The organism is Haloplanus aerogenes (assembly GCF_003856835.1).
GTDB classification, from domain to species: Archaea; Halobacteriota; Halobacteria; order Halobacteriales; family Haloferacaceae; genus Haloplanus; species Haloplanus aerogenes.
The window spans coordinates 1,713,227-1,740,108 of sequence record NZ_CP034145.1 but is presented as its reverse complement, the minus strand read 5'-3'; the positions used below and the strand labels follow the sequence as shown (position 1 = coordinate 1,740,108).

The window sequence follows — 26,882 nt, the reverse complement described above, 5'->3', positions numbered from 1 at the left end:
ACCGGTCGTGCGTGTGTGCTCGCATGAAAGGGCCATGCACTCCCGGCGTGATATACGTTGGCGACCGGCACGCCGGAAAGGTTCATGTGATCAGCAGGATACGGTGTGAGGTAATGTCACACTCTGACGCGTCCCCCGAGCCAGTAACGCGCGGCGATCTCGGGACCATCGCGACGCGCGCCGCGCGTCGGGACCCGGAGGGCGTCGCGTTCGTGGAAGTCGACACCGGGCGGACGGTAACCTACGGCGCGTTCGAGCGGTGGTCGAACGCGTTCGCCGCCGCGCTCCGTGACCGCGGACTGACCGACGGCGACACCCTCGCGGTGCTGGCGACCAACGGGGTCGAGATGTACGTAGCACACGTCGGGGCGCTGAAAGCCGGCGTCGTCACGCTCTTTTGCAACGCCGACCTCACGCCCGACGCGCTCGCGTACCAACTCCGGGACGGCGACGCCGACGCCGTCGTCCGCGACCCGGCACTGGCCCCGAAGTTGGCGGCGTTCGACGGTGACCTCGATCCGACGATCACGACCGAGGCGGACGACACCGACGCCGTTTCCGTCGCGTCGCTGGCCGGCACGGATGCGTCGCCGCCCGATGTGGCGCCGGCACCGGACGATCCGGCGCTCGTCCTCTACACCAGTGGCACGACGGCGAAGCCGAAAGGCGTCGTCCACACCCATCGCTCCTACACGTACGGGGTCGTGAACACGCTCGTCGGCGGCGACGTGCGCCGCGACGACGTGCAGACTGGCGTCCTCCCGCTCTTTCACATCCACCAGGACCTCTGGACGAAGGCGGCGTTCTGCGTCGGGGCGACGACGGTCCTCTACGACGACTTCGACCCCGGCACCTTCCTGCGGAGTATCGACGACCACGACGTGACCTACGTCAACCTGATGGCGTCGATGTACCGGCAACTCCTCGACGCCGAGGCGGCGGTCGACGCGTCGTCGGTGCGCCGGTGTGTCCACGGGATGCCGATGGAGATGGACGTGCGGGAGCGCGTCGTCGACGCCTTCGATGCCGACCTGCAGAAGGTGTACGGGCAGACGGAGACGCTGGTGACCACCTTCCTCGACCCGCGCTGGCAGTTCGAGAAGTCGGGCAACTACGTGGGCGAGGCGACGCCCTTTGCGGACGTGGCGGTGATGGACGAGGACGGCGAACTGCTCGGCCGGGGTGAGACGGGCGAAATCGTCGTCCGCGGGCCGAGCGTCATGCAGGGATATCTGAATCGGCCGGACGCCTCCGCGGCGGCGTGGACCGACGGCTGGCACCACACCGATGACATCGGCCGGGTCGACGAGGACGGCCTCCTCCGGTTCGTCGACCGCAAGGGCGACATGATCAAGACAGGCGGCGAGAACGTCGCCTCCATTCGGGTCGAGGAGTGCCTGCTCGATCACCCCGCGGTCGCAGAGTGTGCGGTCGTCGGCCTCCCGCACGACCGCTGGGACGAGGCGGTCACGGCGTTCGTCCGGGTGGTGGTGGGCGAGGACGTGTCGGCGGACGACCTGCACACACACTGCGAGGCGCGTCTCGCGCCGTTCGAGCGACCGAAGTCCATCGTCGCGGTCGAGACGTTCCCCTACACCGCGACGGGAAAGATCGCGAAAGCCGAGTTGGCGTCGGCCCACCGCGACCACTACGAGTAGCTCGACGGACGCAAAAACCTATTACCCTCTCGTGGTACACTTCGGAGCATGACAGAACGCGAGAAGCGGACCGACGAAGTGGTCTACACCCCCTCGCGGGAATTCGTCGAATCGACCAACGTCTACGACTTCATGCAGACGTACGACATCGAGGACTACGAGGCGTTGATCGAGCGGACCACCTCGGAGGTGGCGGGCGAACCGCGCTCCGGCGTCGCGTGGTTCTGGGACGAACTCGTCGACTATCTCGACATCGAGTTCGACGAGGGGTACGACGCGGTCCGGAACGACGCCGAAGGGCCGCAGTTCACGGAGTGGTACCCCGGCGGGAAACTCAACGCCGCGCACAACACGGTCGACCGACACGCGGCGCCTGACTCGGAGACCCGCAACAAGGTCGCCTGCATCTGGGAGGGCGAACCGGGTGAAGTGCGCGAGATGACCTACCACGAACTCGCCCGGCAGTCGAACCGGGTGGCGAACTACCTCGAATCCAGGGGGATAGAAACGGGCGATACGGTCGGCCTCTACATGCCGATGGTACCCGAGGTCATCTCCATCCTCTACGGCTGTTTCAAAGTGGGCGCCATCGCCGTCCCCATCTTCTCGGGGTTCGGCGTCGACGCCACCGCGACCCGCATCGGCGACGCGGAGTGTTCGGTCCTCTTTACGGGCGATGGGTTCTACCGCCGCGGGAGTCACGTCACGCTGAAGGAGGCGGCCGACGACGCCATCGCACAGGCGGGCCACGTCGAACACACGGTGGTGTACGACCGCCTCGGCCTCGCGAGCGCCGAGGAGATTCCGTGGGACGACGACCGGGACGAACACTGGGCGGAGACGGTCGGCGAGGCGGACGACGACTACGACACCAAGTCCCTCGACGCGAGTCAGGAGTCCATGCTCCTCTACTCGTCGGGGACGACGGGGAAGCCGAAAGGCATCGTCCACACCCACGCCGGCGCGCTGATGCAGGCCGCCAAGGAGGTGTACTTCGGGATGGATCTCAAGCCCTCCGACCGCTTCTTCTGGGTCAGCGACATCGGGTGGATGATGGGCCCGTGGACGCTGATGGGCACCCACGCCCACGGCGGGACGATGGTCATGTACGAGGGGGCGCCGGACCACCCCGAACCCGACCGCTTCTGGCAGTTGATCGACAACCACGGCATCACGCAGTTCGGCATCTCCCCGACGGCGATCCGGGCGCTCCGCAAGCGGGGCGACGAGTGGGTCGAGGACTACGACCTCTCCAGCCTCCGCCTGCTGGGATCCACGGGCGAACCGTGGGACCCCGAGTCGTGGCTCTGGTTCCACGAGGAGGTCGGCGGCGGCGACACGCCGATCATCAACATCTCCGGAGGCACGGAGATCATGGGGTGTTTCCTCATGCCCATGCCGATCACGCCGCTCAAGCCCTGCACCCTCGGCGGGCCGGGATTGGGGATGGACATCGACATCGTCGACCGCCACGGCGACTCCATCGCGGACACGCACGAACGCGGCTTCCTCGTCGCGCGTGACTCCTGTCCGAGCATGACCAAGTCGCTCTGGAGCGGCGACGAGCGCTATCTGGACGAGTACTGGAGTTCGTGGGAGGACCTCTGGGACCACGGTGACTGGGCCCAGAAGGACGAGGACGGCTTCTGGTTCCTCCACGGCCGCGCGGACGACGCCCTCAACGTCGCGGGCCGGAAGGTCGGCCCCGCCGAAGTCGAGGGTGCGGCGATGGAACACGACGCGGTGAATCAGGCGGCCGCCGTCGGCGTGCCCGACGACACGACCGGCACCGCCGTCGTCCTCTACACCGTCCTCGAAGCGGGCGAGGAGGAGAGCGAGGAACTACGCGAGGCGATCCGCGACACCGTCGGCGAGGAACTCGGCAAGCCGTTCCGCCCCCGCGAGGTCCTGTTCGTCGACGCCTTCCCCAAGACCCAGAGCGGGAAGATCATCCGCCGGGCCATCGAGTCGATCTACCGCGGTGAGGATCTGGGCGACATGAGCAGCATCGAGAACCCCGACGTTCTCGACGAGATCGAGGCCGCGCGCTAATCGACTGACTGCCATCTGTTTTTGAGATCATCAAACGAGTGTGGCGTGCTACCGTCCGAGTCAGGGCGAGTCGGTCGGCGATTCATAACACGCGTACGTGTGTTTGTGTTTTCGAGTGTGCGCGCAATCGACCCGACCGTCGGTAGCTCGAACAGCCAGTACAGCCCCGCTACCGACGTATTCCCATATTGTTTGAGAGTGTCAAAACTTTTGGCCACGTGAGTGATCAACATGGCCGATAGGAGAGTTGGTGGGCTGTCAGCCGACCTACCGACCGAATTCTACACGGTCGTTTTTGACATACCCAAAAGGTAACTCCCCCCCGATCGTACGTGGACGGTATGCCCGAAAAACACGGTCACCGGAAGATCAAGTCGGTGGATACGACGTGTCGGCTCGTCAAATTACTCCGGGAACGGGGAGAGGCGACCGTGTCGAATCTGGCCGCGGACCTGGATCTCGCGCCCGGGACCGTCCACACACATCTGGCCACGCTCAAGGATCACGGCCTCGTCGTGCAGAGCGAGGATGGCTACCGACTCGGACCGCGGTTTCTCACGCTCGGGGAGTTCGTCCGAAACCACTCCGACCTCTACCAGGCGGCCAAGGAGGAGATCGAGGACCTCGCCGACGAGTGCGGGGAGTGTGTCCATCTGCTGACCGAACACGACGGCCGCCTCGTCCCCATCTACGAGCGGTTCGGTGAGAACGCCGTCGCCGTCGAGTACCACAACCGAAAACGGGAGGAACCGGTGAAACACCTCCACTGTACCGCCGCCGGGAAGGCCATCCTCGCGTACACGCCCGACGACCGCGTCGCGGAGATCATCGACGAAGTGGGCCTGCCGCCAAACACGCCCCAGACGATCACCGACTGCGACACCCTCCTCGACGAACTCGAACGGATTCGTCAGCGGGGCTACTCGGTCGCTGAGGAAGAGCAGTTGCAAGGTCTCCGCGCCGTCGGCGCGCCGATCCGGGGATCGGACGGGAACGCCCTCGGCGCCGTCGCCGTCTCCGGGCCGACCGGGCGGCTGAAAGGCGAGCGCTTCGAATCCGAGATTCCGGAACTCGTCATCCAGACCGCGAACATCTGCGAGGTGAACTACGAGACGCTCGATCTGAGCGAGGAGGTGCTGTGAGTTCACGGAGATTTATACCCCACAGGGTCGTGCGCCGACGTATGGGACACGAGTACCTCAAGGAGACGGAGCGACCGTCCATCGAGATCAGCGACGAGGTGACCGAGGCCGTCGACGACATCCTGTCCGCCGTCAGGGAGCGCGGTGACGACGCCGTCCGCGAGTTCACCGAGCGGTTCGACGGCGTGGACCGCGAGTCGATCCGCGTCACCGACGCGGAGATCGAGGCCGCCCGCGAGGACATCACCGACGACGAACGCGACACCATCGACCAGATCGTCGAGAACGTCCGCGCGTTCCACGAGGAACAGCGAGACCACATCGAAGGCTTCGAGAAGGAGTTCCACCCCGGCGTCCGCATGGGCCAGCGAGTCGTTCCCGTCGAGTCCGCGGGCGTCTACATCCCCGGCGGGCGCTACCCGCTCGTCGCCTCGCCGGCCATGACCATCGTCCCCGCAGTCATCGCCGGCGTGGATCGGATCGTCGCCTGCGCACCCCCGACCGACGAAGGCGGCATCCAGCCCGCGCAACTGTACGCCATGGACGCCGCGGGCGCGGACGAAATCTACTGCGTCGGCGGCGCACAGGCCATCGGCGCGATGGCGTACGGCACCGAGAGTATCGACGCCGTCGATCACGTCGGCGGCCCCGGCAACGTCTTTACCACCGAGGCCAAGCGGCAGGTGTACGGCAACGTGGGCATCGACTTCCTCGCCGGCCCGACCGAGGTGTTGATCCTCGCCGACGAGACGGCGGACCCCGAACTCGTCGCGACCGACCTCCTCGCGCAGGCCGAACACGACACCAACTCCCGACCCGTCCTCATCACGACCGACGAGACGCTGGCCCGGGAGGCGATGGCCGAACTCGACGCCCAGTTGCCCGACCTCCGGACCGAGGAGGTCGCCCGCGAGTGCTGGAACCAGAACGGCGAGGTCATCGTCGCGGACACGATGGCCGAGGCGGTCGACCTGACCAACGACTACGCGATGGAACACCTGCAGGTGATGACCGAGGAACCGCGGGCGCTGATGGACGACCTCCACAACTACGGGTCGCTGTTCCTCGGGGAGGGCTCGCCCGTCGTCTTCGGCGACAAGAGCGCCGGCACCAACCACAGCCTCCCGACCCTAGAGATCAGCAAGTACAGCGGCGGGATCTGGGTCGGCACCTACCTCAAGGTGCTCACCCACCAGGAGGCGACGCCGGAAGGCGCGGCGCGATTGGCCGAACACGCCGCGGCCGTCTGCGAAATCGAGGGGACACACGCCCACCAGCTTTCGGCCGAGGCGCGCCGCCGCGACGACGAAGACGAGTAACGCGGGCACCCGGTTTTATTTTGGCGCCGGTTTGACGAGGAGTGTGAGCCTCGAACGGGCCTTCGGTGACGGCGCGTCGGTCCTCGACGATACCACCTTCCGCCTCCTCGTCCTCGCCAACATCAACGGTGCCATCGGCGCGGTGGTCGTCTCGCCAGTGCTGGAGGGGCTGGCGGGACCGTACGGCATCGACGGCGCCAGTCTCGGCTTGATGATGTCGGCGTTCACCGCGCCGAGCATCGTCGGCATCCCGCTGGCGGGCGCCATCGCCGACCGCTACGGCCGCAAGCCCGTCCTGATCGCGTCGCTGCTCCTGTTCGGTGCCGGCGGGTCCGCGCTCGCGTTCACGACGAACTACACCGTCGTTCTCGCGCTCCGGGGCGTGCAGGGCGTCGGCTACTCGGGCATCATCCCCGTCGTCATCACGAGCATCGGCGACGTGTACGCGGACGCGGAGGAGACGGCGGCCCACGGCCTCCGGTTCAGTTCCTCGGCGCTCTCGCAGGCCGTCTTCCCCGCGTTCGCCGGTGCCCTCGCCGCGCTCTCCTGGCGCTTCCCCTTCCTCCTCTTCGCCGTCGCGTTCCCCATCGCGGGGCTGGTGTACGTCGGGCTGGAGGAACCGTCGTCGACTCCCCGGTCCGACGGCGGCCGACCGGCGACCCGCGACACCGGCGCGTACGTCCGCGCGGTGCTGTCGGCGGTCGCTCGTCCCCGCCTCGGCGCCGTCCTCCTCGCCCTCGGCGTCCCGGCGTTCGTCTGGATCACGTTCCTCACCTACAACTCGTTTTTCGTCGTCGAAGTCCTGGGCCACTCGCCGCTGTACGCGAGCGCGCTCCTGACCGTGTTGAGCCTCGTCAATGCGACGACGGCGAGTCAGGCGGGACGCGTCACCGCGGCCACCGACGGCGCCTTCCGCCCGCTGGTCGCGGCGAACGTCGCGCTGGCGGTTGGCCTCGGACTGTTCGCGCTGGCCCCCTCGATTCCGGTCGCCGTCCTCGCCGTCGGCTGTGTCGGCGTCGGCTTCGGCCTCTCCTTCTCACTCCTGCGAAACGTCGTCACGGACCGGGTGGACGCGGAACTCCGGGGCGGCGTCGTCGGCATCGGGGAGTCGATCATCCGACTCTCGAACAGCGTCGGGCCGCTCGTCACCGGCGCGGCCATCGCCCTCCTCTCGCCCGGACGCGGGTTCGTCGCGTCGCTCCGGTGGACCGTGTTGGTGGTCGCCGTCGCGACGGGTGTGGGCGGCGTCGCCGTGATCTACGTGGCCTGGCGGGACTAGTACATCACGCGGCCGGCGGAGACGTTGAGGTCCTGTCCGGTGATGCGGTCGGCGTCGGACGTACAGAGGAAAGCGACGACGCCCGCGACGTCTTCGGGCTGGACGAGTTGGCCGATCGGACTCTCCGCCTTCGCCTCCTCCTCGACCTGTTCGTAGGGTACGTCGCGCGCTTCGGCCTGCTTCTCGAACACGCGCTGGATGCGCGGCCCTTCGACCGACCCGGGGCAGATGGCGTTCACGTTGATGCCGTCCTCGCCCACCTCGTCGGCCAGCGTCCGCGTCAGGCCGATGACGCCCATCTTCGAGGTGGCGTAAGGCGCGCGGTTGTACAGCGGGGCCTTGCCCGTGATGGAGGCGATGTTGACGATGCGGCCGAAGCCGGCGTCTTTCATCGTCGGCAACATGGCCCGGCACATCAGGAACTGCCCGCGGAGGTTGACGTGCATCATCTGGTCCCACTCCTCGACGGTCACGTCCTCCAGGGGCGCCGTCGGCCCCATGATCCCGGAGTTGTTGACCAGAATCTCGACGCCGCCGAGGTCGTCGAGGATTTCGTCGGTCCGTTCGTCGACGAGGTCCGGGTCGGCGAGGTCGACGTAGTACCACTCGGCCGTGCTGTCGGTCTCGGTCTCGATCCGGTCGACGGTGTCGGCCATGCCGTCCTCGTCGATGTCGGCGATGGCGATTTCGACCCCTCGGCTGGCGAGTTCGAGACAGATCGCTTCTCCGATGCCGCGACTGCCGCCCGTCACGACGGCTCGCGTGTCCTGCAAATCCATACTGCCAAGTGTCCGAGGTGACGGGTATAAATCTACCGTCGAGGCGAACGTGTCGCCCCAGCAACCACAAAGTTCAGGGGGCGGAACACAGTATCGGGCACTCACAATGAGTCACGACGGGGGACGAACCCAGACGGGAGTCGACGGGATCATGGCCGAGGGGCAGGCCACCGGCGCGGATCGGGAGAGCGTCGTCGAGGCGAACGCCACGGCGGCCGCGACGGTGGCCGACCTCGTCGAGACGACGCTCGGTCCCCACGGCCGGGACAAGATCGTCTACCGCAAGCCAGAGAAAGAGGAGGAAGGGTTAGACGACTACTTCCAGGTGACGAACAGCGGGGCGTACATCCTCAAGAAGGTCCCGTTCGAATCACCGGCGGCATCGATGGTCGCCCGCGTCGCCGCGGCGCAGGACGACCGCCACGGCGACGGTACGACCACCGCGACGGTGTACGCCGGGCGGATGCTGGAGGCGGCGGCCGACCTGATCGACCGGGGCTTCCACCCGCGGACGGTCATCAACGGCATCGACGCGGCCGTCCCCCTCGCCGGTGATGCCATCGACGAGGCCGCTGTCCCCGTCGACGAGGATCGGATCGCCGACCTCGTCCACACCACGCTCGGCGGCACCGTCACCGAACCCCTCGCCGACACCCTCGTGGCGTGGCTCCGCGACGCGGCCGCAGACGGGCACCTAGATCCCGACGCCGTCCGCACCGAGTCGCTGCGTGCGGGTAGTCTGGCGGACAGCGAGTTCGTCGACGGCCTCGTCCTCAAGAAGTCGTTCGCGGGCAACTACGTGCCCGAGTCGCTGACGGACGCCACGATCGCGATGACGACACAGGCCGTCACCGCGTCCCAGCAGGTGAACGACCGGATCGAGTCGGAGGCTGGGGCCGACGCCGGGACGAGTCAGTCGCTGACCATCGCGGCCGAGACGGCCGACGACCTCCAGCGGTTCACCGACCGCGAACGCGAACTGGTCGAGGAGTCGGTTCGCCCGCTCGTCGACGCCGGCGTCGACGTACTCCTCGCAGCCAACCGTGTCGACGAGGCGACCGTCGCCCGCCTCGACCGCGCGGGGATCGCCGTCGTCCGCAACGCCGACGAGGCGCGGCTGAAGGCACTGGCCAGGGCGACCGGCGGGACGCTCCTCCCCCACCTCGGCGCGTTCGACCCCGACGACGCGGGGTCGGTCGGGTCGATCACCCGGCGCGAGTACCCCGAAGTCGAACAGGAGGTCGTCTTCTTCCGGGACCTGCCGGGCGACCTCGCCTCGGTCCTCCTCCACGGCAGTACGTGGATGGCGGGCTGGGAGGCCAAGCGCAACGTGAACGCGGCCGTCGCGTCCGTGGCCTCGGCGCTGGAGACGGGGCAGGTCGTCCCCGGTGGCGGCGCGGCCGAGATGGCCATCGCACAGCACCTGCGGGACGCCGCACCCGGCGTCGGCGGCCGGGAGTCGATGGTGATCGAGGCGGTGGCCGACGCCGTCGAAGCCGTCCCGCGCCTCCTCGCGCGCAACGCGGGGATGGACCCGACCGACGCGATTCTCGACCTCCGGACCGCGCACAGCCGGGGCGAGCGAGACGCCGGCGTCCTCGGGTTGGAGCGCGAACTCGGGAGCGCCCTCGACGCCGGCGTCGTCGAGCCAGCGGCGTTCAAACGGGGATCGATCCACACCGCCGCAGGCGCCGCAACCACCATCCTCCGCATCGACGACGTGATCTCCGGCATCGACGTGACGGTCAGCGAGTCGCCCTGACAACAGGAGTCACGGCGACCCGACGCCGTTCACAATGATTTTATATGCCGGTGACTGTCATTGGTTGCCATGGCAAAAGTCACTCTCGAGGACATCGTGAAGCGATACGACGGGGACGTGTTGGCCGTCGACGACGTCTCACTGGAAATCGAGGACGGTGATTTCGTCACGCTGGTCGGGCCGTCGGGGAGCGGGAAGTCCACCATCCTCCGGATGCTCGCGGGCGTCGTCACCGCCTCTGAGGGGCGAATCCTGTTCGGCGAGAAGGACGTGACGGACGTGCCGCCACAGGAACGCGACGTGGCCATGGTGTTCCAGAACTACGCGCTCTACCCCAACATGACGGTGCGCGAGAACATGGAGTTCGGCCTGAAGATGCAGGGCGTCGACGCCGACGAGCGTCGGGCGTCCGTCGAGGATGCGGCGGATCTCCTGCAGATCGAGGAACTCCTCGACCGTGACGTGCAGCAACTCTCCGGCGGTCAGCAACAGCGCGTCGCGCTCGGCCGGAGCATCGTCCGCGACCCCGAAGTCTTCCTGCTCGACGAACCGCTCGCCAACCTCGACGCCAAACTGCGGACGGAGATGCGGGCGACGCTCGTCGAACTGCAGCGCGAACTCGGCGTGACGACCGTCTACGTCACCCACAACCAGATCGAAGCGATGACGATGAGCGACAGGGTGGCCGTCCTCGACAAGGGGACCATCCAGCAACTCGCCGCGCCACAGGAACTCTACCGGAACCCGGCCAACCAGTTCGTCGCGGACTTCATCGGCACGCCGAGCATGAACTTCCTCGACGTGGAGACGTTCCACGAGAACGGCGCCGTGCGACTCGCCAACGCGGTGTTCGACATCGAAGTGCCCGTCGATACGGTGGCCGGCAGTGCCATCCGTGACGCGACGACGGACGGCGGCGCCTACACGCTCGGTATCCGGCCCCAGAACCTTCTCGTCTCGGAACACGGCACGACCGACGGCGAACTCGCGGGGCAGATCGAAGTCGTCGTCGTCGAAACCGCCGGCGACGAACTCATCCTCCACCTCGAAGAGAACGACATCCGCGTCAAGGCCGTCGTCGACGAGGACATGGATATCGAACATGGCGACGTGGTCGACGTGACCATCGATCCCGCCAACATCCACCTGTTCGATCCCACGACCGGCGACGCCCTCCTGCGCTGATCGGTTACATCCAGCGACGCCCGCGGCGCAACCCATCCAGAAAGAGGATCGTACCCATCAGGAGCATGAGACCGAACGTCCGGGTGAGGTCGGCGAGTTCGGCACCCGTAGCGCTTGGCCCGGCCACGATAGACTGAAAGATCAGAGCGGTCACCCACGCGAGCAGGAGCGATCCCAGCACCACCTCCGCCAGCACGACCGCCCGCTTGAGCCAGGTGAACTGTAGGGGCTTGATCCGCTCGCTCATACCACACCGTGCGGGAAGGACCTACATATACGTTGGCGGCGTAGGGACGAGGGGGATCAAAATAAGCAGATTTTGTACGTATTGATCGAATAGTCAAATATCAAATAAATCTGTCGAATACTCCAAAAACGTCTGAACGTCGCTGATAGCCCTTTTAGAGTATTTATACTAGTCTACTCGAATATATTCGGAGCTGTCCGCATGACCCGAAAATCTCGTACAGAGGGACGAATTAGCGGCTCAAATGGCCGATATCTATTAACTGTCATTTCTGACAAAATAAAATCATAAGATTTAAAGAATACCTTCAAATCGTAGATTAATCGGAATCGAAGCGCAGCTTCCCGGCTGGAGGTTTCTTGGTCTCCGCGGGACTATCGGGGGCATGACCCGCGACCGGCAACGGTTCGAGTTCGCGTACCGACCGGGCGACATCGTGTGTCGGCCGGGCTGTGTGGCCGACCTGTCGTCCATCTGTGCACGTCACGGCTGGGAGCGCGCGCTCGTCGTCTGTGGCACCACCGTCGGCTCGACGCCGGCAGTGATGGACCCGATTCGCGAGGGGTTGGGCGACCGGCTAGCCGGCGTCTTCGACGAGACGACGCCCGAGAAGTACCTCGGCACGGCCGTCGAGGGCGTAAAGCGCGCCCGTGCCGTCGACGCCGACGTACTGGTCGCCGTCGGCGGCGGGAGTTCGCTCGACGTAGCGAAAGTGATGGCGACGCTGACGACCCACGACGACGACCCCGAGACGGTTGGAGAGCGGGCAGTCGCGGAGGCGTCGCTCTCGCTCGAGTCGGGCACGCCGCTTCCCGTCGTCGCCGTGCCGACGACGCTCGCTGGCGCCGACTTGTCGACCGTCGCGGGCGTGACGTTCGCGCTCGACGCCGACGCGGAACGACCGGCGAGCGGCGGCGTCGGCGGCGACCGCCTCATGCCCGCCGCACTGTGCTACGACGCCGATCTCTACCGGACGACGCCCGAGTCCATCCTCACGGCGTCGGCCATGAACGGCTTCGACAAGGGGATCGAAGCGCTCTACACCAGCAACTCGACGCCAGTCACCGACGGGACCGCAGCCCGGGGACTCCGACTCCTGCGATCCGGTCTCTCCACCCTGCGCGAGGACCCGATGGACGCCGACGACCTCGACGACGTGTTGGCCGGCATCGTCTGTGTCCAGTACGGCATCTCGGAGCCCGGCGCGTACAAACTCTCGATCGTTCACGCCTTCGGCCACGGCTTCTCGCGCAACTACGACGCGCATCAGGGCGTCGTCCACGGCATCGTCGCCCCGCACGTCCTGCGCTACCTGTTCGAACACGTCGACGGCCGCCGGGACCTGCTAGCGGAGGCGCTGGGCGTCGACACCGCGGGGCTGGATGCCGGCGCGACCGCCGAGGCCGTCGTCGACGCAGTGGCCGACGTGCGCGACGATCTCGGTCTCCCCGCTCGCCTGCGGACCATCGACGGCCTCGCACGGTCGGATCTGGACGACGTGGCGGAGCGAATTATCGACGACGCGCTGATGGGGACGGTTCCCGACGGACTGGACCCGACGGTCGACGACGTGCGGGCGGTGCTGGACGCGGCGTGGTGATTACCGCGCCCCGAAGCTCTCGGCGCGGACGTTCTCGACGCCGACGGCGTCGGCGACGGTCTTCGCGTCCCTGACGAACGACTCGAAACCGAAGACGTACACCGTGGCGTCACCGGCCGCGGCGAGCGTGTCGGCGGCCTCGTCGAGCGACCCGACGAGCAGTACCGTCGCGCCGCCGTCTTCGAGGGCGTCGAGGCGGGTGCGGTGGGGCGGCTCCTCGCCCCAGAAGACGACCGTCGCGTCGTACCCCTCGCGCTGGGCGCGTTCGGCGATCCCCACGGCGGGACCGATGCCCGGTCCCTCGGCGACGACGAGCGCGTCGCCGTCGCCCGTGTACCGCACGTCGCCGAACGGCCCTTCGATCTCTATCTCGTCGCCGGGTTCGCGCTCGGCCAACCACGGCGCGAGCGTCCCCTCGGGGACGTACTCGACGGTCACTTCCATCGTGCCCTCCACGTCCGGCGACGAGAGCGTGTAGTAGCCCGTCTCCTCGACGCCATCGACGGTTGCCCGGACGAGCAGGAACTGACCGGGTTCGGCGTCGAAGCCTTCGGGCGTCTCGAGTTCGAGCGCGACGGTCCGCGTACCGACTTCCTCGATGGCGTCGACGGTGACCTGTGGCATACGTCGATTCAGGGTCGGGAGGAATAAACCTTCGACGACTCACGATCCACGACCGCGACCGAGATTATAAGACCGACACGTCCGATTTCAGTGGTGGTATGCACGACACCGTACTGTCGAGCGAGACGCGGACGGTCGTCTCGCCGGGCCGGATCGAACTCGGCGTCGGGGCGATAGAGACGATCGGCGACCACGCCGCACGCTACGGGGACACGGCACTGGTCGTCGCGACCGAACAGATCTTCGAGTTCCACGGCGAGGCCGTCGTCGACCGTCTCGAAGCCGCGGGCGTCGAGGCCGCCGTCTACACCGACGTGCGGCCCGATCCGACCGTCGAAAACATCGAGACCGCTCACGACCTCTACGAGCGCCACGACTGCGACATGATCGTCACGCTCGGCGGCGGGTCCTCCATCGACACGGGGAAAGGCGTCGGCATCCTCGCCACCAACGAGGGGTCGATCCGTGACTTCGGCGTCGACCGCGCGGGCTACGAGGGAGTTCCCAACCCGACACCGCCGCTCATCGCCGTCAACACGACCGCCGGAACGGGCAGCGAGGCCACCCGATCCGTCGTCGTCAGCGACGAGTCCACGTCGACGAAGTTCCTCATCGTCTCCGCGAACGTCGTTCCCGACGTGGCCATCGAGGACCCCGAACTGACCGTCTCCTTGCCCAAGAGCCACACCGCCTTCACGGGCATCGACGCGCTCACCCACGCCATCGAGGCGTACGTCTCGGTGAAATCCTACAGCGTCCCCGACGGCTACGCCGAACAGGCGATGGAGCGCATCGCTCGCTCGCTCCCCGTCGCGTGGGCCAACGGCGACAACCTCGACGCCCGCGCCGACATGATGGTCGGGCAGTTGCAGGCGGGACAGGCCTTCACCAACGCCTCCGTCGCCCTCGTCCACGGCCTCGCCCGCCCGCTCGGTGCCCAACTGCACATCCCGCACGGACTGGCGAACGGCCTCATCCTCCCCTACGTCGTCGACTTCTCGTCGATGGCCGCGCCGGAGAAGTACGCCGAAGTGGCGCGCATCCTCGGCGTCGCGGACGCCCACACGCCGACCCGCGAGGCCGCCGACGCCGCCGCCGAGGGCATCCTCCGTCTCTGTCGGGACGTTGACCTCACCGGCTACCTCGACGACTTCGGCGAGGTGCCCTCGCGGGACGAGTACCTCGCCGTCGTCGACGACATGACACAGGACGCCATCGACTCCGGGTCGCCCGACAACAACCCGCGGAAGCCGACCCGCGACGAGATTGCCGACCTCTACGTCACCATCTACGACGACGCCCTCGCGCCGGACAGTCCGCGTCGGTCCTAAACTGGGTCGCGGTTCTCCACCCTGACCCGCTCGGTCGCCTCCTCGCTCACGCGGTAGCGGAACGACTGCGTGAACCAGTCGGCGTGCGGGCCGGCCGTCACCGTCGCGTTCTCGGGCGCCCGCGTGTTCGAGTAGCCCGTACACGTGACGACGGCCTCGTAGCCCCACTCGCGTCGGCTCACGTCGTCGACGCGGCAGTCCAGCGTCACGTCGGTGTACTCGTTCATCCACAGCGAGTTGTAGGCGTAGCGGTACTCGTAGGTCCGGACGTACTCGCGCACGGCAGATTCGTTCAGCGTCGACGGCCGGTCGGGGCGTTCTTTCGGGCCGTCGGGGAAGTCGATGTCGCCGGACGGAGGGGATGTGTCAGGAGGTGTGGCGGTCGGCGTGTCGGTCGTCGCCGTCGCCGTCGCCGTCGATCCGTCCGCCGGCGCGCCGGTACAGCCGGCCATCACGAGCGCGAGGACCAGTATCGCGGGAAGGGCAAGCCGGGACCGCATGGGCGGCCCTGCGTCGCCCGCCTGTAAGTGTTTTCTCCCCGTTACTCCGCCTCGTCGGGCGGCGTCGCGTCCACCGTCTCGTCGAGCGAGCCCTCGAACCTGTCTCGGAGATCCACCTTGTCGAACTTCCCCGTCGCCGTTTTCGGAACGCTCTCGACGAACTCGAAGCGATCCGGCACCCACCAGTCGGGGTACGCCTCTCGAATCCGGGCGCACGCGTCGGTTATCAGCGCCTCGCGGTCGTCGGCGTCGGCGACGACGTAGGCGACCGGTCGCTCACCCCAGCGGTCGTGGGGCACGCCGACGACGGCCGCCTCGCGCACGTCGCCGTGGTCCATGATCGCGTTCTCCAGCGCCTGCGACGAGATCCACTCGCCGCCGGAGTTGATCACGTCGGCCGCGCGGTCGACGAGTTCGACGTATCCGTCGCCGTCGACGGTGACCACGTCGCCAGTACGGAGCCACGACCCCTCGAACGCCTCGTCGTCCTCGCGGCCGTAGTAGGCGGTGGTGACCCACGGCCCGCGAACCAGCAGTTCGCCCATCGACTCGCCGTCGTGGGGGACCAACTCGCCAGAATCGTCGACCACCCGGAACTCCAGTCCGGGAAGGATCAACCCCTGTTTCGTCCGTTTACTCAACTGCGTCTCGTAGTCGGCGTCGCGCAAGTCGGGTTTGAGATGTGAGACCGCCCCGACGGGCGCCGTCTCGGTCATGCCCCACCCGTGGACCACCTCGACGCCCCGGTCGTCGAACGCCCGTATCAGGCGCTCCGGCGGGGCGGCGCCGCCGATGACGATGCGTTCGAGCGTGGAGAGGTCGGCGTCGTGGTCCTGCAGGTACTCCAGCACACCGAGCCACACGGTCGGCACGCCCGCGGTGAGCGTGACGCCCTCGGCTTCGATCAGGTCGACGAGGTCGGCCGGATCGGGCGACGGACCGGGGTAAACGTGTTTCGCGCCCGCCGCCGTCGCCGCGTACGGGAGCCCCCACGCGTTGATGTGGAACATCGGAACGACCGGCATCACCACGTCCCTATCCGCGATGTCGAGGCCGGCTGGCGTCAGAATCGCCATGGTGTGACTCCAGAGCATCCGCTGGGTGTACTGGACGCCTTTCGGCCGTCCCGTCGTTCCCGAGGAGTAACACAGGCCGGCGGGGTCGTCGCCGGCCAGAGCCGGATAGTCGGGGTCGGGGTCGTGCTCCGCGACGAAGGCGTCGGCGTCGACGACGGCGTCGAAGGGGAGGTCCGGCGTCTCCCCGCCGACGACCACCACCTGCTCGACGCTCTCGAACGCATCCGGGTCGTACGCCGCGGCCAGCGTCTCGGCGAGGGACGCATCGACGATCAGGAGGCGATCCGCGGCCTCCGCGACGATGTGGCGCACGTCGTCCGCGGGCAACAGCGGGTTGATCGTGTGCAACTGCGCGCCCAGAGTCGGTACCGCGAAGTACGCCTCGGCGTGGTAGTGGTGGTTCCAGCAGACCGTCGCGACGCGGTCGCCGCGACCGACGTCCGCCGCCCGCAGGGCGCTCGCCAGCCGCCCCACGCGCTCGGCGTAGTCCGCGTACGTGTACCGGACCGTCCCGTCGCCGGTGCGAGCGACGAGTTCGCGGTCCGGGTACAGCTGTGCCGCTCGCGACAGAAACGGCCGGAGCGTCTGTGCGTGGCCCGTCATGCGCTACCGTACGGCAGGACGCCGATAAAGCCCCGCGATTACCCCGCGAGTTCGGACAGGGCGAGCAGGATGCTCGGGGCGACGAGCAAGACGAGCCCCACGACGATCAGGACGGCGGGGAGGACGAGGAGGCCCGCGTCGGTGAGCAGCCAGAGTCCGAGTCCGGCGAGCACCGCGACGAGCCCGATCAGCCGAAGGAGCCACGTGATCGCCCCTTCGAGCCCCGAGTCGGCGAGTACGTCGACGACTTCGAGTGCTTCGTCCATGGGCGAGGCGTGACTCGTGAGCCACTTAGGCGATGTGGCCCGTGTGCGCCGTCCCACCCGCCAGAACGTTTTCCGCCGACGCGGCCGACGTAACCGTATGTCCCGCCCCAGCGAGATGGACGCCTTCGAGGAGTACGACGGCGTGCGCGGGTTCGCCCGGCAGGCCTTCGTCACCGGCGCCGCAGTGACCCTGCCGCTCATCGTCACGCTCGTCGTCCTCGGGGCCGTCATCGACTTCATCTCCCAGCAACTCAACCCGGTCGTCGGCCTGTTCACGTCGGTGACCGGGCTACGCTCCGTCTCCCAGATGGCCCTCAAGCTTATCACCGTCTTGGCGCTTCTTGCGGCGATTTTCTGTATCGGCGTCTGGACCGAGCGACGGCCGAATCGCTCGGGATTCGGCGCCTTCTTCGATACGCTCGTCTCGCGCATCCCCGGTGTGGGCTCGCTGTACCAGAGCATCGACGAGATGAGCGGCCTCCTCCTCGACAGCGACACCGACAGCTTCCAGGAGGTGAAACTCGTCGAGTTCCCCGATCAGGGCTCGTACACCTTCGCCTTCCTGACCGCCGATACGCCCGACGTGGTGCGTGACGCAACCGACGAGGACGGGGAGATGATCACGGTCTTTCTCCCGATGGCACCCAACCCCGTGATGGGCGGGTACGTCCTCCACGTCGCCGAGAAACACGTCTTCGACGTGGACATGACCGTCGAGGAGGGCATCCAGTCCATCGTGACCAGCGGCGTCGCCACCGGCCAGCGTTCTGACGAGGAGTTCACCGAGGGGATGCTCGACCGGTTCGAGCGTCGCCTCGACGCCGCGGACGTGATGGTCGGCATCGAGGAACTGGAGGAGACGGCCCGCGAGACGGTGGCGGCCGCCCGCTCCAAAGCTCAAACTGACGAGCAGGACGACGACGTGGAAGACGGCCGCCGAAATCGCAACCACGACACCGACTGATACGGTTTACTGTAAGTCATTACCGGTAGTTCGCCGGACCGCCTCGGCGAACTACCGATAAACAGTTACAATAATCCGTATGAGAGGGATCGCAGTACGTCAGTCCAGATGTGCCGCCGGACGGATGGTGGTACACCGGACACAGGGACAGCAGCCCCAAGGAATCAGATGTGCAGCCGTGCCCCGTTGAGTCGGAGCCATCGCTCGCTCGCCCGGGCGTTCGGAGCGAGCGCGTCGACGGCCGTCCAGAACGCCGGTTCGTCGGGGTCGTGGTCACGACGGACCAGCGCGTGGGCGACGGTGTAAGCCGCCACCGGCCGTGGTGCGAGGACGAGTCGCCAGTGGAGACGGAGACGGTCGCCGTGGATCCGTACCCAGCGCCGTCCCACGTCGTCGACGGTGAGGCTCGGCACTGGTCGGTCGCCAGCGACTCCCCGCGCACAGTCGGGGAGCAGCTCGGCCGCACGGGTCCGGTACCAGTCGACGACGGCCCGGCGTCGGTCGGCCGACCCCGCGTCGCCGTCGCGGGGCACCCGGAGCACGAACCGACTCCCGTCGAACTGGAGCGATGGATCGTCGATCGGACTCTCCGCGACGCGGAGCGGGCGACGACGGCCGCCGTAGAGGAGGCTCTCGCCGCTCGTGAACGCTCGGACGTGGTCCGGGTCCGCGCGGCCGTACAGCGAGTCGAGCAGCCACGCTCGCCGGTCGTCCAGTGCCGCCGCCACGTCCGCCGTCGTCGCGTCCACCGGCGCCCGGACCACGAGTTCCGCGTCGCCGGTCAGCGAGAGGTCGATAGTCTCCCGTCCCGACTCGCGGTCGACCGTGTACGGGATGGCCGTCACCCCGACGTGATACCGCGATTGCCCCGCTGCGTCGTCGCTCACCGGAGCCACGAGAGGAAGCCGCCGCTGTCGTCGTCGTCGTGGTTCGTCGGGTCGACCACGCCGCCGCGCCGCCCCTCCTCCAGCAGTTCGGCGTCGATGTCAGCCTGCGTGAAATCGAAGAAGCGCTCCTCGGGGAGGTCCACGTCGATCACGTCGAGGGTCGTCGGCTCGCCCCCATTGTCGAACGCTCGCCAGTCACCCCGCTCGTAGGGCGCGCCCACGATGATGTGCACCTCACCCTGCCCGAAAGTGGCGAGGTCGGCGTCGCTCGGCCGGAGGACGCCGTTCGGGTGGGAGTGAACCGAGCCCACCGACTGCACGTCGTTCGGTTTCATCTCCGAGCGCACCGTCGCGCTGACCGGGTTCGAGGTGGTGCCCGGAATCACGAGTACGTTCGTGATGACCTGTCCGCTCCGGTCGAGGCCGAGTTTCCGCGCGTCCTCCGCCCGGAGAAAGCCCATGTACTCGTTGGGGTGGGTCTCCTCGCTGGCTTCGAGGACGAAATCCAGCGTCTCCCGGGCGATACCGAGGAGTTCGCTCGACCGAAACAGACGCATACCGGACGTGGGGCGTGATTCCTTTTGAGGGTTCCGGCGGGGGCGGAACGTACAACGGCGTGTGGTGCCAATGACGGCGTATGGAATTCGAATCGAACGTCGGCGGTCGTGACCGCCTCGTCCGTGCCGCATTGGCCGTCGTGCTCACTATCGTCGCGATTCGGTCGCTTCGGGGTGGGAATCGGACGGTCGGCCTGCTCGCAGGAGTCGGTGCGCTGGGACTCGGGTTCAACGCTGTCACGTGTTTCTGTGGGTTGAATCGGGTGTTGGGTGTGGATACAGCACGCGAGTAACGCTAATCCAATCTCTCTACGAGCAACGACAAGCGAGCGGTTCGGAGAACGCGAGCGAAGCCGTTCACCGAGCGCCTGCGGCGCTCGGGCCGACGAGTGAGCGGAACGAAGTGAAGCGACCGCGGAGTGTTTTTGTCGCCAGAAATCGAAGATTTCTGGCTGAACAGCCAGAACGCTCCGCGTTCTGGCGATGGTCGAGCTTTTGCCGAGGGCTACCGGAGGCAGCCCGCAGCGCAAAAGCTCGATGCGCCTCTCACGTTCGTTCTCCTCGCACTCACGGCTCGCTCTGCTCGCCGTTCGTGTCTCGCTATGCGCGGGACCGGATTTGAACCGGGCCGAGACTCGCTTCGCTCGTCTCGTCTGCTTCAAATCCGCTCCTGCTCCCTCCTTCGTTTTCTCGCTTCGCTCGAAAACTCAGTCAGTGCGCGGGACCGGATTTGAACCGGCGGACCCCTACGGGACAGCGTCCTAAGCGCTGCGCCTTTTCCTGGCTTGGCTACCCGCGCTCGACACTACGGACGGCTGTAAGTCGGAGCGGGTGATTCGCCGGACCGCCGTAGCGAATCACCGATGATCGTTACACCCATCCGTATCGACGTTGCTGCCGAGACGGTCAAGTAGCTGTCGCTCCGGCGACGGTGATTTAAATACCTCGACCCCGTCGAGTCGACCATGTATCGGGCACGCGACCGGGTCGACAACGAAGAGTGGGTGGCCCGCCTGACCCGCGCGGCCGACGGCCTCGATCTGGGGAGCGAGGCACGCTCGAACGCCGTCGACCTCTTCCTCTCGAACGTGCCCGACGAGGAGCGCTCGAAACCCGCCGTCGCCGCCGCGAGTCTCTACGCCGGGGCGCTGATCGCGGGCGAAGAACGGTCACAGGGGTCGGTCGCGACGGCGATGGACGTGACCCGACTGAGCGTGCAGGGGCGCTGGAAGGCGCTGCTGGAGGAGTCGGGGTTCCAGCCGCCTGAGTGGTAGTCGGGATTCGTCGTCCCTGCCGGTCGCTTCCCGCCCTCACGATCCGGCGGGAGCACTCGTGACGGCCGACCATCCCGACTACTCGGTTTCGGGCGTCCGTTCCGGCGTGAGGTTGCCGTGGCGGTCGATTTCGCCGCGGACGATCCGGGTCGAGGAGATGCGTTCGCCGTCCTCGGCAGGGACGTGATCGACAACCTCGATTCGAAGCGGGTCGAGCCCCCGTTCCTCGCGAATCTCGTTGATGCGTTCGGCGCCGGCGTGCGTCTCGGGCGAGACGACGATGGCGTCGAATCCGGGTTCGGTCGCTATCCCGGTCGGTTCTTCGAGTTTCCGCACCTCGAACTCGCGGCCGGCGTCGGCCGCGAGCGGTTCGAGTTCGGCTTCGAGGGCGGCCCGCCGTTCCTCGAACGGACGGACACGCCGGGGAACCTGGCGCGTCTCGGGAGCGAGTTCGTCGCTGGTGAGGCCGACGGTGACGTCCCCGAGTTCGAACGCCCGTTCGAACAGCGCCCGGTGTCCATCGTGAACGGGGTCGAACGTGCCACCGAGGGCGACCTGCATATCCGGGCCCACGAATTGACGCGACTTAAAGGGTCACGAAAGCGGGACGGCGCTCCTTACTCCTCGTCGTCCTCGACGGTGATGCGGACGGGTTCGGCGTCCGGTCGGTCGTCGTCCCCGTCCTCACCCAGCCGTCGGTCGAGGTTGAACACGGCGTTCAACTGCTCTTGCACCTGTCCGACGACGCCCCGGACCAGCGAACTCGGCGCGATGGCCTCGTACTCGTAGGGGTTGTTGCCGGCGCCCGCGCTCTCGCGTTTGTGCCGGTCGACGGTTCCCTCGTCGTGGAGCTGGGCCAGCGCCTCGCGTACCGTGCTGGGGTAGAGTCCCGTCCCCTCGGCCACCTCGTCGCTCGTCGAGTTCGGGTGCTGTCGGAGGTAGACGTAGATGCGAGCCCGGGTCTCCGTATCTAGGACCCAGGCCAGCAGATCGACGACCCCCTCGTCGAACTCCGTGACCGCCCGATCGGCTTCGGCCTCCAGTCGCTCGCGCGCCGACACGTTCTCGTCGGCTTCCGAGGGAGTTAGCTCCTCGCTCTCGTCGTCCAGTTCCTCGTCGCTATCGAGGCTCTCGGACCCGTTATCAGACATATGTTCTCTCCAATAGGTCAGAACGCACCGGACAAAAGGTTTTCCCGGTTAGCGAGGGAGGAGCAGGGACTCCCGGAGCGCGTCGCTTCCACCGTCCTCGTGGATTCGGCGCTGGGTCGCGGCACCGCTCGGCACCTCGTACAGGTCGCGGAGACCGTCGATGCCGAGGCGGTCGCACTCGCGGTCGACGAACGTGCCGAGCGACACCGTGCCGTCCCCGTCGCGGGTGACGAACTCGGCATCGTGGCCGTAGCGTATGGCGCGCCACTTGTTCTCGTCGAGGAATTCGCGTCGGAGCGAGGGTCGGGACTCGCCGTCGGCGTAGCGGTCGGCCAGATCCAGCACGAGGGCGTGAACGTACTCGACGATGGCGAGGACGCGGTCGGGATCGGCCTGTGCGTCCGGGGTGCGCACCTCGACGGTTCCGTGGCCGGTGTGGGGGCGCACGTCGTACCAGAGTTCGCCCCGGTCGTTGATCGACCCCGTTTCGACCATGCGACGCTCGAACGTCTGGTAGGCGTCGAAATCCTCGAACGCGGTCGGAATCCCGGTGTTGGGGAGGTTCTCGAACACCTTCGCCCGGGCAGAGGCGAGACCGGTGTCGAACCCGTTCCAGAACGGCGAGTTGGCCGAGAGCGCGAGGACTGGCGGGAGATACCAGCGCAACTGGTTGGCGATCCAGGTCGCCTTGTCCGCGTCGTCGACGCCGACGTGGACGTGCAGGCCGGCGGTCGTGTTGCGGTGCTGGGGGTACTGAATGCGGTCGAGTTGCGCGCGATACCGGGGCTTGGTCGCGTGGTCGAGTTCCCGCCACTTCGCCGTCGGGTGCAACCCGGCGGCAGCGATGCGGTACCCGTGGTCGGTCGCGTGGTCGACCAGTGCCGACCGAATCCGTGACAGTTCCCCGCGCGCGTCCGACGGCCGTTCGATCAGCGGAGTCTGCGTCTCGATCGTGAACTTGAACAGTTCGTGATCGAGGCGGTCGACCAGCGGTTCCGGCGGCTCGCTCCCGTAGATCAGGTCGTCGATGCCGGCGGTCGGCCGCCCCGCCTCGTCGACGACGTAGAACTCCTCCTCGATACCGAGCGTACCCATCCGCGCGAACGCGTCCCGGGAGCCGAGATCCATCGGCGCACCGTTCGGTACCGCCGACTAAATAAGTCGTGGACCGAGCCGGAGGACGGCCGGCGAACCTGTCGCGTCGTCGGCAATAACCGTCCACGGTCGACCGAGATTCGGCCGAGACGACCGGGGAATGAATCGGTAATATTATCGTATAATACTACGTACACGCTGTCGGTCGATGGCAACGGCGTGCCTCTGACATAATGCCAGCGACCCGCTTCTCGACGGGGCGACACGGCCGACACACGCCCGTCGGCCGATCCTTTCGTTACGATCTCATTTACTATCGAATTTATCAGTATCAGCGCACGGTGACGTTCCGTCGTCGAACCGCTGTACGGTGTGACAGCATCTCGCAAGTATCACGGGGATTTCCGCGCCGGGGCACCGCCTCGTGGCGATATGCGTTTGGGTGGGCGCAATCGTGTCCCTCCACGACAGACATATAAGCATCGAGATATAAAGGGAGAGTGACGATGCACGACCTGACCGGCTTCCAGCGAGATCTCCTGTACGTGATCGCCGGCCTCGACGAACCCCACGGCCTCGCGATCAAAGAGGAACTCGAAGATTACTACGAGAGTGAAATTCACCACGGCCGACTGTATCCTAATCTCGACACGCTCGTCGAGAAAGGCCTCATCGACAAGGGACAACGGGACCGACGAACCAACTATTACACGTTGACACGTCGGGGGCGACGCGAACTGGAGGCACGTCGGGAGTGGGAGAACCAGTACGTCTCGGACCTGATCGAAGAGGCGACACCGGCCTGACGAAAAACGTGCCGCGTACACCGGGATAGGAGGAATCCCGGCCGGCAGCGTGCCTAACGCGGCAGATTCGGTATGCGTTCTACCAGCATCAATTGCTGGCAGTTGTGCGCGGGCGCCGCTCAGCTGTCACGCTCTACGTCTTCCTCTGCCGTTTCGACGATCCGCGCTGCGACACGCTCGGCGGCGCGGACGTGTTCGTCGGCCCGGTCGTTGTCCGTGGTTTCGATTTCGTCCAGAAGCGTCGCCACCCGCTGCACTCGCTCGACGACGACGGCGCGGGGCAGGTCGGCGTCGACGAGGTCCGCCGCGATTGCCGCCGCCTCGCCGAGCCACACGCTCGCGGCCGGTCGCACCGGCAGTTCCTCGGTCGCTTCGAGGTGCTCGTGGAGGTCGCGGAGGTCCTCGTCCATCAGCCCACCGTCCACGTCTCCTGTCGCCACGCGGCGTCCCAGAACCGGTACTCGTAGCGCGCGGACGTGACGAAGAGGCCGCGGTACCGCTCGCGGTCCGATTCCGTCGCGTCCGCCGCTACCTCGTCCATCAGCTCTTTGCACCACGTCGTGAGCTCCGAGAACTCCTCGCCCGCGTAGGTTCGGATCCACTCGGCGTAGCGGTCGTCGTCCGGCATCCCGTCGGCTTCGAGCCGTTTCGCCGTCACGTTGAATCCCCACATGCAGGGCAGGAGGGCGGCGACGAGGTCACCGAACGTCCCCGTCGCGGCCGTCCGCACGAGGAAGTCGGTGTACGCCTGCGTCGTCGGCGAGGGCTCGGTCGCCTCCAGTTCGGCCTCGCCGATCCCGAACTCCGCGGCGTAGGCCCGGTGGAGGTCCATCTCCGTGTTGATCGTCTCGTGGAGCAGTTCGGCGAACGTTCCCATATGCTCCAGCGTCGGCGCCGCGGCCGCGCCGTGGGCGAACACCCGCGAGTAGTCGATCAGGTAGACGTAGTCCTGACGCACCCAGTACTCGAACGGCGCCGTGTCGAGGCTCCCGTCACCCAACTGCGACACCATCGGGTGGGCGACGATGTCGTCCCACAGCGCCTCCGCGACAGGGTGGAGGTCGTCGGTGAAGGCCATACGGAAGAGTCGAACCCCTCACTCAATGAATCTTTTCCGGGTTGTACTAGGGGGTTATCGTCATCCGCGACGACCGCGCTCAGTCGGTCGTTCGCGGTCGAGCGACGACGGCGAGGTGGTCGTCGTGGTAGCGGTCCAGCCGTGCCGTCTCCAGCACCTCGTACGTCGCTCGGAGGTCGTCGAGCACGTCCTCGAAGACCGCGTCGGGATCGGCCGTCACGTCCTCGCTTCGCGCCTTGATCGCGGCGAGGAGGCGCCCGTCGTCCCGGAGGAACTGCCGGTTGCGGGCGGCCACGCGCGCCTGTCCGCGGGTGGCGACGTCCTGAATCAGCACGTCCAGCCCCGACTCGACGACGTGAGCGTACGTCGCCGGCTTGCGGGCGTCTTTCAGGAGCGGAAAGAGATTCGGTCGGTTCTCGGCCACGTCGACGAGGTCACGCGTAGGCCGGGGCGCGAACTCGACGGCGTAGGTCGGGCCACAGAAGTCGGCGACGTGGCTCACCGTCGTCCCGCTCGCGGCCCCGAGATAGAGGACCGCCTCGCCGCCCGCGAGGCCGGTATCGAGGCCGAGTTCCAGCATCGCCCCCAGCTTGGATCGCCCGGCGTCCCACAGCCGCCACGGGCCGTCGGTCGGTTCGCCGTACACCGGATCGCCGCGGGTGGCGAGACGTTCGCGACCGTCGAAGGTTCGCCGGTCGACGCCGTCAGGCAGGCTCACGACTCGGCCCTCGCGCGGATGGTCGCCATGCGGTCGTCGAGTTCCTCGTGAATCTCGGGGCGCAGATCGCCGGCGTAGTGGTCGATGCGGGCGGCGATGACGAGTTTGCCGGCGAGCGCCCGGGCGGCCGACCCCCGGTCCTCCGGCCGCGTGTTGCGGACGTAGTCGTGGGTGAAGATGACGCCGTGTTTCGGCGAGGGCGCGCGCCCCGAGAGGTGGGCGAAGAGGGCGTCCTCGGCGCCGAGCACCTGTACCGTCCCCGACGGTTTCTTCGCAAGATCGCCGAGGCCGCCGGCGAGGGCGATCAGCCGCGCGGCGAGCACCGCACCCGCCATCCGGCTCAGGTTGGGCGCGACGGCCGGTGCCGTCCGCTCGACGAACGCCCGGCAGTCGTCGGCTTCGTCGGCGAGGTCGACGACCCGTTCGGCGAGCGAAACGACGCGACGCTCGGCGGCAGTGGTGGGATCACGTTCGGCCACCTCGCGCGCGCCAGAGACGCCGGTGCCGGCGTCGTCGAACAGCGCGCCCGCCCACTCGGCGACGCGTTCGGCGAGTTCGTTGGCGGTGCGTTCGGCGTCGTCCATGCTTCGAACGGCGTGGACGAGTTGCTGGTCGTCCGCTCGCTCGCGCTCCCGGACCGCCTCGCGGGTCGCACGGACGGTCGCCTCGTGGAGTCGGTCGTAGTAGTCGTCCTCGTCGTCGGCGAATCCGGCATCGACGGCGAGGGCGGGCCAGTCGCGTGGCTCGTCGGCCGACCCTCCCTCGATGGCTTCGCGCGCACCGTCGAGGTCGGTATCGACCGCGGCGAACCAGCCCGCGGAGTCGTGTTCGGTCACGCCCTTCGCTACGGTCCGCCCCGGTATATTCGTTCCCGGTTCGGTCGGCCGGGGCGATACACCGAGAATTACCAGCCGTGAGAACCGGACGAC

The 26,882-nt window shown here is 67.2% G+C and carries 28 protein-coding genes and 1 tRNA gene; 13 read left to right on the top strand and 16 right to left on the bottom strand.

Going from position 1 to position 26,882, the window contains the following annotated elements; all coding sequences use genetic code 11:
• The first annotated feature begins 113 nt into the window (after nt 1-113).
• The 5 genes from DU502_RS08830 to DU502_RS08810 all read left to right on the top strand — a co-directional run bounded on the left by DU502_RS08830 (nt 114) and on the right by DU502_RS08810 (nt 7,450).
• Nucleotides 114-1,658 (top strand): class I adenylate-forming enzyme family protein, encoded by a 1,545-nt coding sequence (locus DU502_RS08830; RefSeq protein ID WP_158601120.1) that lies wholly within the window; start codon nt 114-116, stop codon nt 1,656-1,658.
• Nucleotides 1,659-1,706: 48 nt separating this feature from the next.
• Complete coding sequence (locus tag DU502_RS08825) at nt 1,707-3,710, top strand: AMP-binding protein (RefSeq protein ID WP_121919015.1); 2,004 nt, start codon at nt 1,707-1,709, stop codon at nt 3,708-3,710.
• 341 nt (nt 3,711-4,051) lie between these two features.
• A complete protein-coding gene (locus DU502_RS08820) occupies nt 4,052-4,852 on the top strand; it encodes an IclR family transcriptional regulator (RefSeq protein WP_121919014.1) in 801 nt (266 codons plus the stop codon).
• A gap of 41 nt (nt 4,853-4,893) precedes the next feature.
• Nucleotides 4,894-6,171: a histidinol dehydrogenase gene (gene hisD / locus DU502_RS08815; RefSeq protein WP_121919013.1), complete on the top strand. Its 1,278-nt coding sequence runs from the start codon at nt 4,894-4,896 to the stop codon at nt 6,169-6,171.
• 43 nt (nt 6,172-6,214) lie between these two features.
• Entirely contained in the window at nt 6,215-7,450 is a 1,236-nt protein-coding gene (locus DU502_RS08810; RefSeq protein WP_158601119.1) for an MFS transporter, read from the top strand.
• Here the strand turns inward: DU502_RS08810 and DU502_RS08805 are convergent.
• Complete coding sequence (locus tag DU502_RS08805) at nt 7,447-8,229, bottom strand: SDR family NAD(P)-dependent oxidoreductase (protein ID WP_121919011.1); 783 nt, start codon at nt 8,227-8,229, stop codon at nt 7,447-7,449. The two genes, DU502_RS08810 and DU502_RS08805, sit on opposite strands and share 4 nt — an antisense overlap.
• 106 nt (nt 8,230-8,335) lie before the next feature.
• Between DU502_RS08805 and DU502_RS08800 the strand changes: the two genes are divergently transcribed.
• A complete protein-coding gene (locus DU502_RS08800; protein ID WP_158601118.1) occupies nt 8,336-9,991 on the top strand; it encodes a TCP-1/cpn60 chaperonin family protein in 1,656 nt (551 codons plus the stop codon).
• Nucleotides 9,992-10,060: 69 nt separating this feature from the next.
• Nucleotides 10,061-11,176 carry an ABC transporter ATP-binding protein gene (locus DU502_RS08795; RefSeq protein ID WP_121919009.1) on the top strand — a complete coding sequence of 372 codons (1,116 nt, stop codon included), beginning with the start codon at nt 10,061-10,063 and terminating at the stop codon, nt 11,174-11,176.
• A gap of 4 nt (nt 11,177-11,180) precedes the next feature.
• Here the strand turns inward: DU502_RS08795 and DU502_RS08790 are convergent, their stop codons facing one another.
• On the bottom strand, nt 11,181-11,423 hold the full coding sequence (locus DU502_RS08790) for a hypothetical protein (protein WP_121919008.1): 243 nt from the start codon (nt 11,421-11,423) through the stop codon (nt 11,181-11,183).
• Nucleotides 11,424-11,808: 385 nt separating this feature from the next.
• Here DU502_RS08790 and DU502_RS08785 point away from each other — a divergent pair, with 385 nt between their 5' ends.
• On the top strand, nt 11,809-13,023 hold the full coding sequence (locus DU502_RS08785; RefSeq protein ID WP_121919007.1) for an iron-containing alcohol dehydrogenase family protein: 1,215 nt from the start codon (nt 11,809-11,811) through the stop codon (nt 13,021-13,023).
• On the opposite strand, the gene DU502_RS08780 is transcribed toward DU502_RS08785, so the two are convergent.
• On the bottom strand, nt 13,024-13,647 hold the full coding sequence (locus DU502_RS08780) for a ferredoxin--NADP reductase (RefSeq protein ID WP_121919006.1): 624 nt from the start codon (nt 13,645-13,647) through the stop codon (nt 13,024-13,026). It lies immediately after the preceding gene.
• A 98-nt stretch (nt 13,648-13,745) separates the two neighbouring features.
• Here DU502_RS08780 and DU502_RS08775 point away from each other — a divergent pair, with 98 nt between their 5' ends.
• Nucleotides 13,746-14,978 (top strand): iron-containing alcohol dehydrogenase, encoded by a 1,233-nt coding sequence (locus DU502_RS08775; protein ID WP_121919005.1) that lies wholly within the window; start codon nt 13,746-13,748, stop codon nt 14,976-14,978.
• Here the strand turns inward: DU502_RS08775 and DU502_RS08770 are convergent.
• Genes DU502_RS08770 through DU502_RS08760 form a run of 3 tightly spaced genes read right to left on the bottom strand, consistent with a single transcriptional unit; the run spans nt 14,975 to nt 17,423 of the window.
• Complete coding sequence (locus DU502_RS08770) at nt 14,975-15,478, bottom strand: hypothetical protein (RefSeq protein ID WP_121919004.1); 504 nt, start codon at nt 15,476-15,478, stop codon at nt 14,975-14,977. The two genes, DU502_RS08775 and DU502_RS08770, sit on opposite strands and share 4 nt — an antisense overlap.
• Before the next feature lie 41 nt (nt 15,479-15,519).
• Nucleotides 15,520-17,157: a long-chain fatty acid--CoA ligase gene (locus DU502_RS08765; protein ID WP_121919003.1), complete on the bottom strand. Its 1,638-nt coding sequence runs from the start codon at nt 17,155-17,157 to the stop codon at nt 15,520-15,522.
• Nucleotides 17,158-17,195: 38 nt separating this feature from the next.
• Nucleotides 17,196-17,423 (bottom strand): hypothetical protein, encoded by a 228-nt coding sequence (locus DU502_RS08760; protein ID WP_121919002.1) that lies wholly within the window; start codon nt 17,421-17,423, stop codon nt 17,196-17,198.
• 97 nt (nt 17,424-17,520) lie between these two features.
• Here DU502_RS08760 and DU502_RS08755 point away from each other — a divergent pair, with 97 nt between their 5' ends.
• Complete coding sequence (locus DU502_RS08755) at nt 17,521-18,387, top strand: DUF502 domain-containing protein (RefSeq protein ID WP_121919001.1); 867 nt, start codon at nt 17,521-17,523, stop codon at nt 18,385-18,387.
• 164 nt (nt 18,388-18,551) lie between these two features.
• On the opposite strand, the gene DU502_RS08750 is transcribed toward DU502_RS08755, so the two are convergent.
• Both DU502_RS08750 and DU502_RS08745 read right to left on the bottom strand, forming a co-directional pair.
• A complete protein-coding gene (locus tag DU502_RS08750) occupies nt 18,552-19,274 on the bottom strand; it encodes a M48 family metallopeptidase (RefSeq protein WP_158601117.1) in 723 nt (240 codons plus the stop codon).
• Nucleotides 19,271-19,831, bottom strand: a complete 561-nt coding sequence (locus tag DU502_RS08745; protein ID WP_121918999.1) for a Mov34/MPN/PAD-1 family protein — start codon at nt 19,829-19,831, stop codon at nt 19,271-19,273. Before DU502_RS08745 ends, DU502_RS08750 begins: the two co-directional genes overlap by 4 nt.
• A gap of 80 nt (nt 19,832-19,911) precedes the next feature.
• Here DU502_RS08745 and DU502_RS08740 point away from each other — a divergent pair, with 80 nt between their 5' ends.
• Nucleotides 19,912-20,124 (top strand): YgaP family membrane protein, encoded by a 213-nt coding sequence (locus DU502_RS08740; protein ID WP_121918998.1) that lies wholly within the window; start codon nt 19,912-19,914, stop codon nt 20,122-20,124.
• Between the two features lie 422 nt (nt 20,125-20,546).
• Here the strand turns inward: DU502_RS08740 and DU502_RS08735 are convergent.
• Nucleotides 20,547-20,630 (bottom strand) — tRNA-Leu (locus tag DU502_RS08735).
• A 166-nt stretch (nt 20,631-20,796) separates the two neighbouring features.
• On the opposite strand from DU502_RS08735, the gene DU502_RS08730 reads away from it, so the two are divergent.
• Nucleotides 20,797-21,105 (top strand): transcription initiation factor IIB family protein, encoded by a 309-nt coding sequence (locus tag DU502_RS08730; RefSeq protein ID WP_121918997.1) that lies wholly within the window; start codon nt 20,797-20,799, stop codon nt 21,103-21,105.
• A gap of 78 nt (nt 21,106-21,183) precedes the next feature.
• Here DU502_RS08730 and DU502_RS08725 read toward each other — a convergent pair whose 3' ends face one another.
• The 3 genes from DU502_RS08725 to DU502_RS08715 are packed head-to-tail and all read right to left on the bottom strand — an operon-like array spanning nt 21,184 to nt 23,384.
• Entirely contained in the window at nt 21,184-21,666 is a 483-nt protein-coding gene (locus tag DU502_RS08725) for a phosphopantetheine adenylyltransferase (protein ID WP_121918996.1), read from the bottom strand.
• Nucleotides 21,667-21,722: 56 nt separating this feature from the next.
• On the bottom strand, nt 21,723-22,256 hold the full coding sequence (locus DU502_RS08720) for a helix-turn-helix domain-containing protein (RefSeq protein ID WP_121918995.1): 534 nt from the start codon (nt 22,254-22,256) through the stop codon (nt 21,723-21,725).
• A gap of 48 nt (nt 22,257-22,304) precedes the next feature.
• A complete protein-coding gene (locus tag DU502_RS08715) occupies nt 22,305-23,384 on the bottom strand; it encodes a glutamate--cysteine ligase (RefSeq protein WP_121918994.1) in 1,080 nt (359 codons plus the stop codon).
• Nucleotides 23,385-23,857: 473 nt separating this feature from the next.
• Here DU502_RS08715 and DU502_RS08710 point away from each other — a divergent pair, with 473 nt between their 5' ends.
• Nucleotides 23,858-24,157, top strand: coding sequence for a PadR family transcriptional regulator (locus DU502_RS08710; RefSeq protein ID WP_121918993.1), 300 nt, complete (start codon nt 23,858-23,860; stop codon nt 24,155-24,157).
• A gap of 119 nt (nt 24,158-24,276) precedes the next feature.
• Here the strand turns inward: DU502_RS08710 and DU502_RS08705 are convergent, their stop codons facing one another.
• The 4 genes from DU502_RS08705 to DU502_RS08690 all read right to left on the bottom strand — a co-directional run bounded on the left by DU502_RS08705 (nt 24,277) and on the right by DU502_RS08690 (nt 26,789).
• On the bottom strand, nt 24,277-24,567 hold the full coding sequence (locus DU502_RS08705; protein WP_121919468.1) for a hypothetical protein: 291 nt from the start codon (nt 24,565-24,567) through the stop codon (nt 24,277-24,279).
• A complete protein-coding gene (gene tenA, locus DU502_RS08700) occupies nt 24,567-25,235 on the bottom strand; it encodes a thiaminase II (protein WP_121918992.1) in 669 nt (222 codons plus the stop codon). Before tenA ends, DU502_RS08705 begins: the two co-directional genes overlap by 1 nt.
• A gap of 79 nt (nt 25,236-25,314) precedes the next feature.
• On the bottom strand, nt 25,315-25,953 hold the full coding sequence (locus tag DU502_RS08695; RefSeq protein ID WP_121918991.1) for a fibrillarin-like rRNA/tRNA 2'-O-methyltransferase: 639 nt from the start codon (nt 25,951-25,953) through the stop codon (nt 25,315-25,317).
• Complete coding sequence (locus tag DU502_RS08690) at nt 25,950-26,789, bottom strand: NOP5/NOP56 family protein (RefSeq protein ID WP_121918990.1); 840 nt, start codon at nt 26,787-26,789, stop codon at nt 25,950-25,952. The genes DU502_RS08695 and DU502_RS08690 overlap by 4 nt, the downstream gene beginning before the upstream one ends.
• Nucleotides 26,790-26,882: the final 93 nt, after the last annotated feature.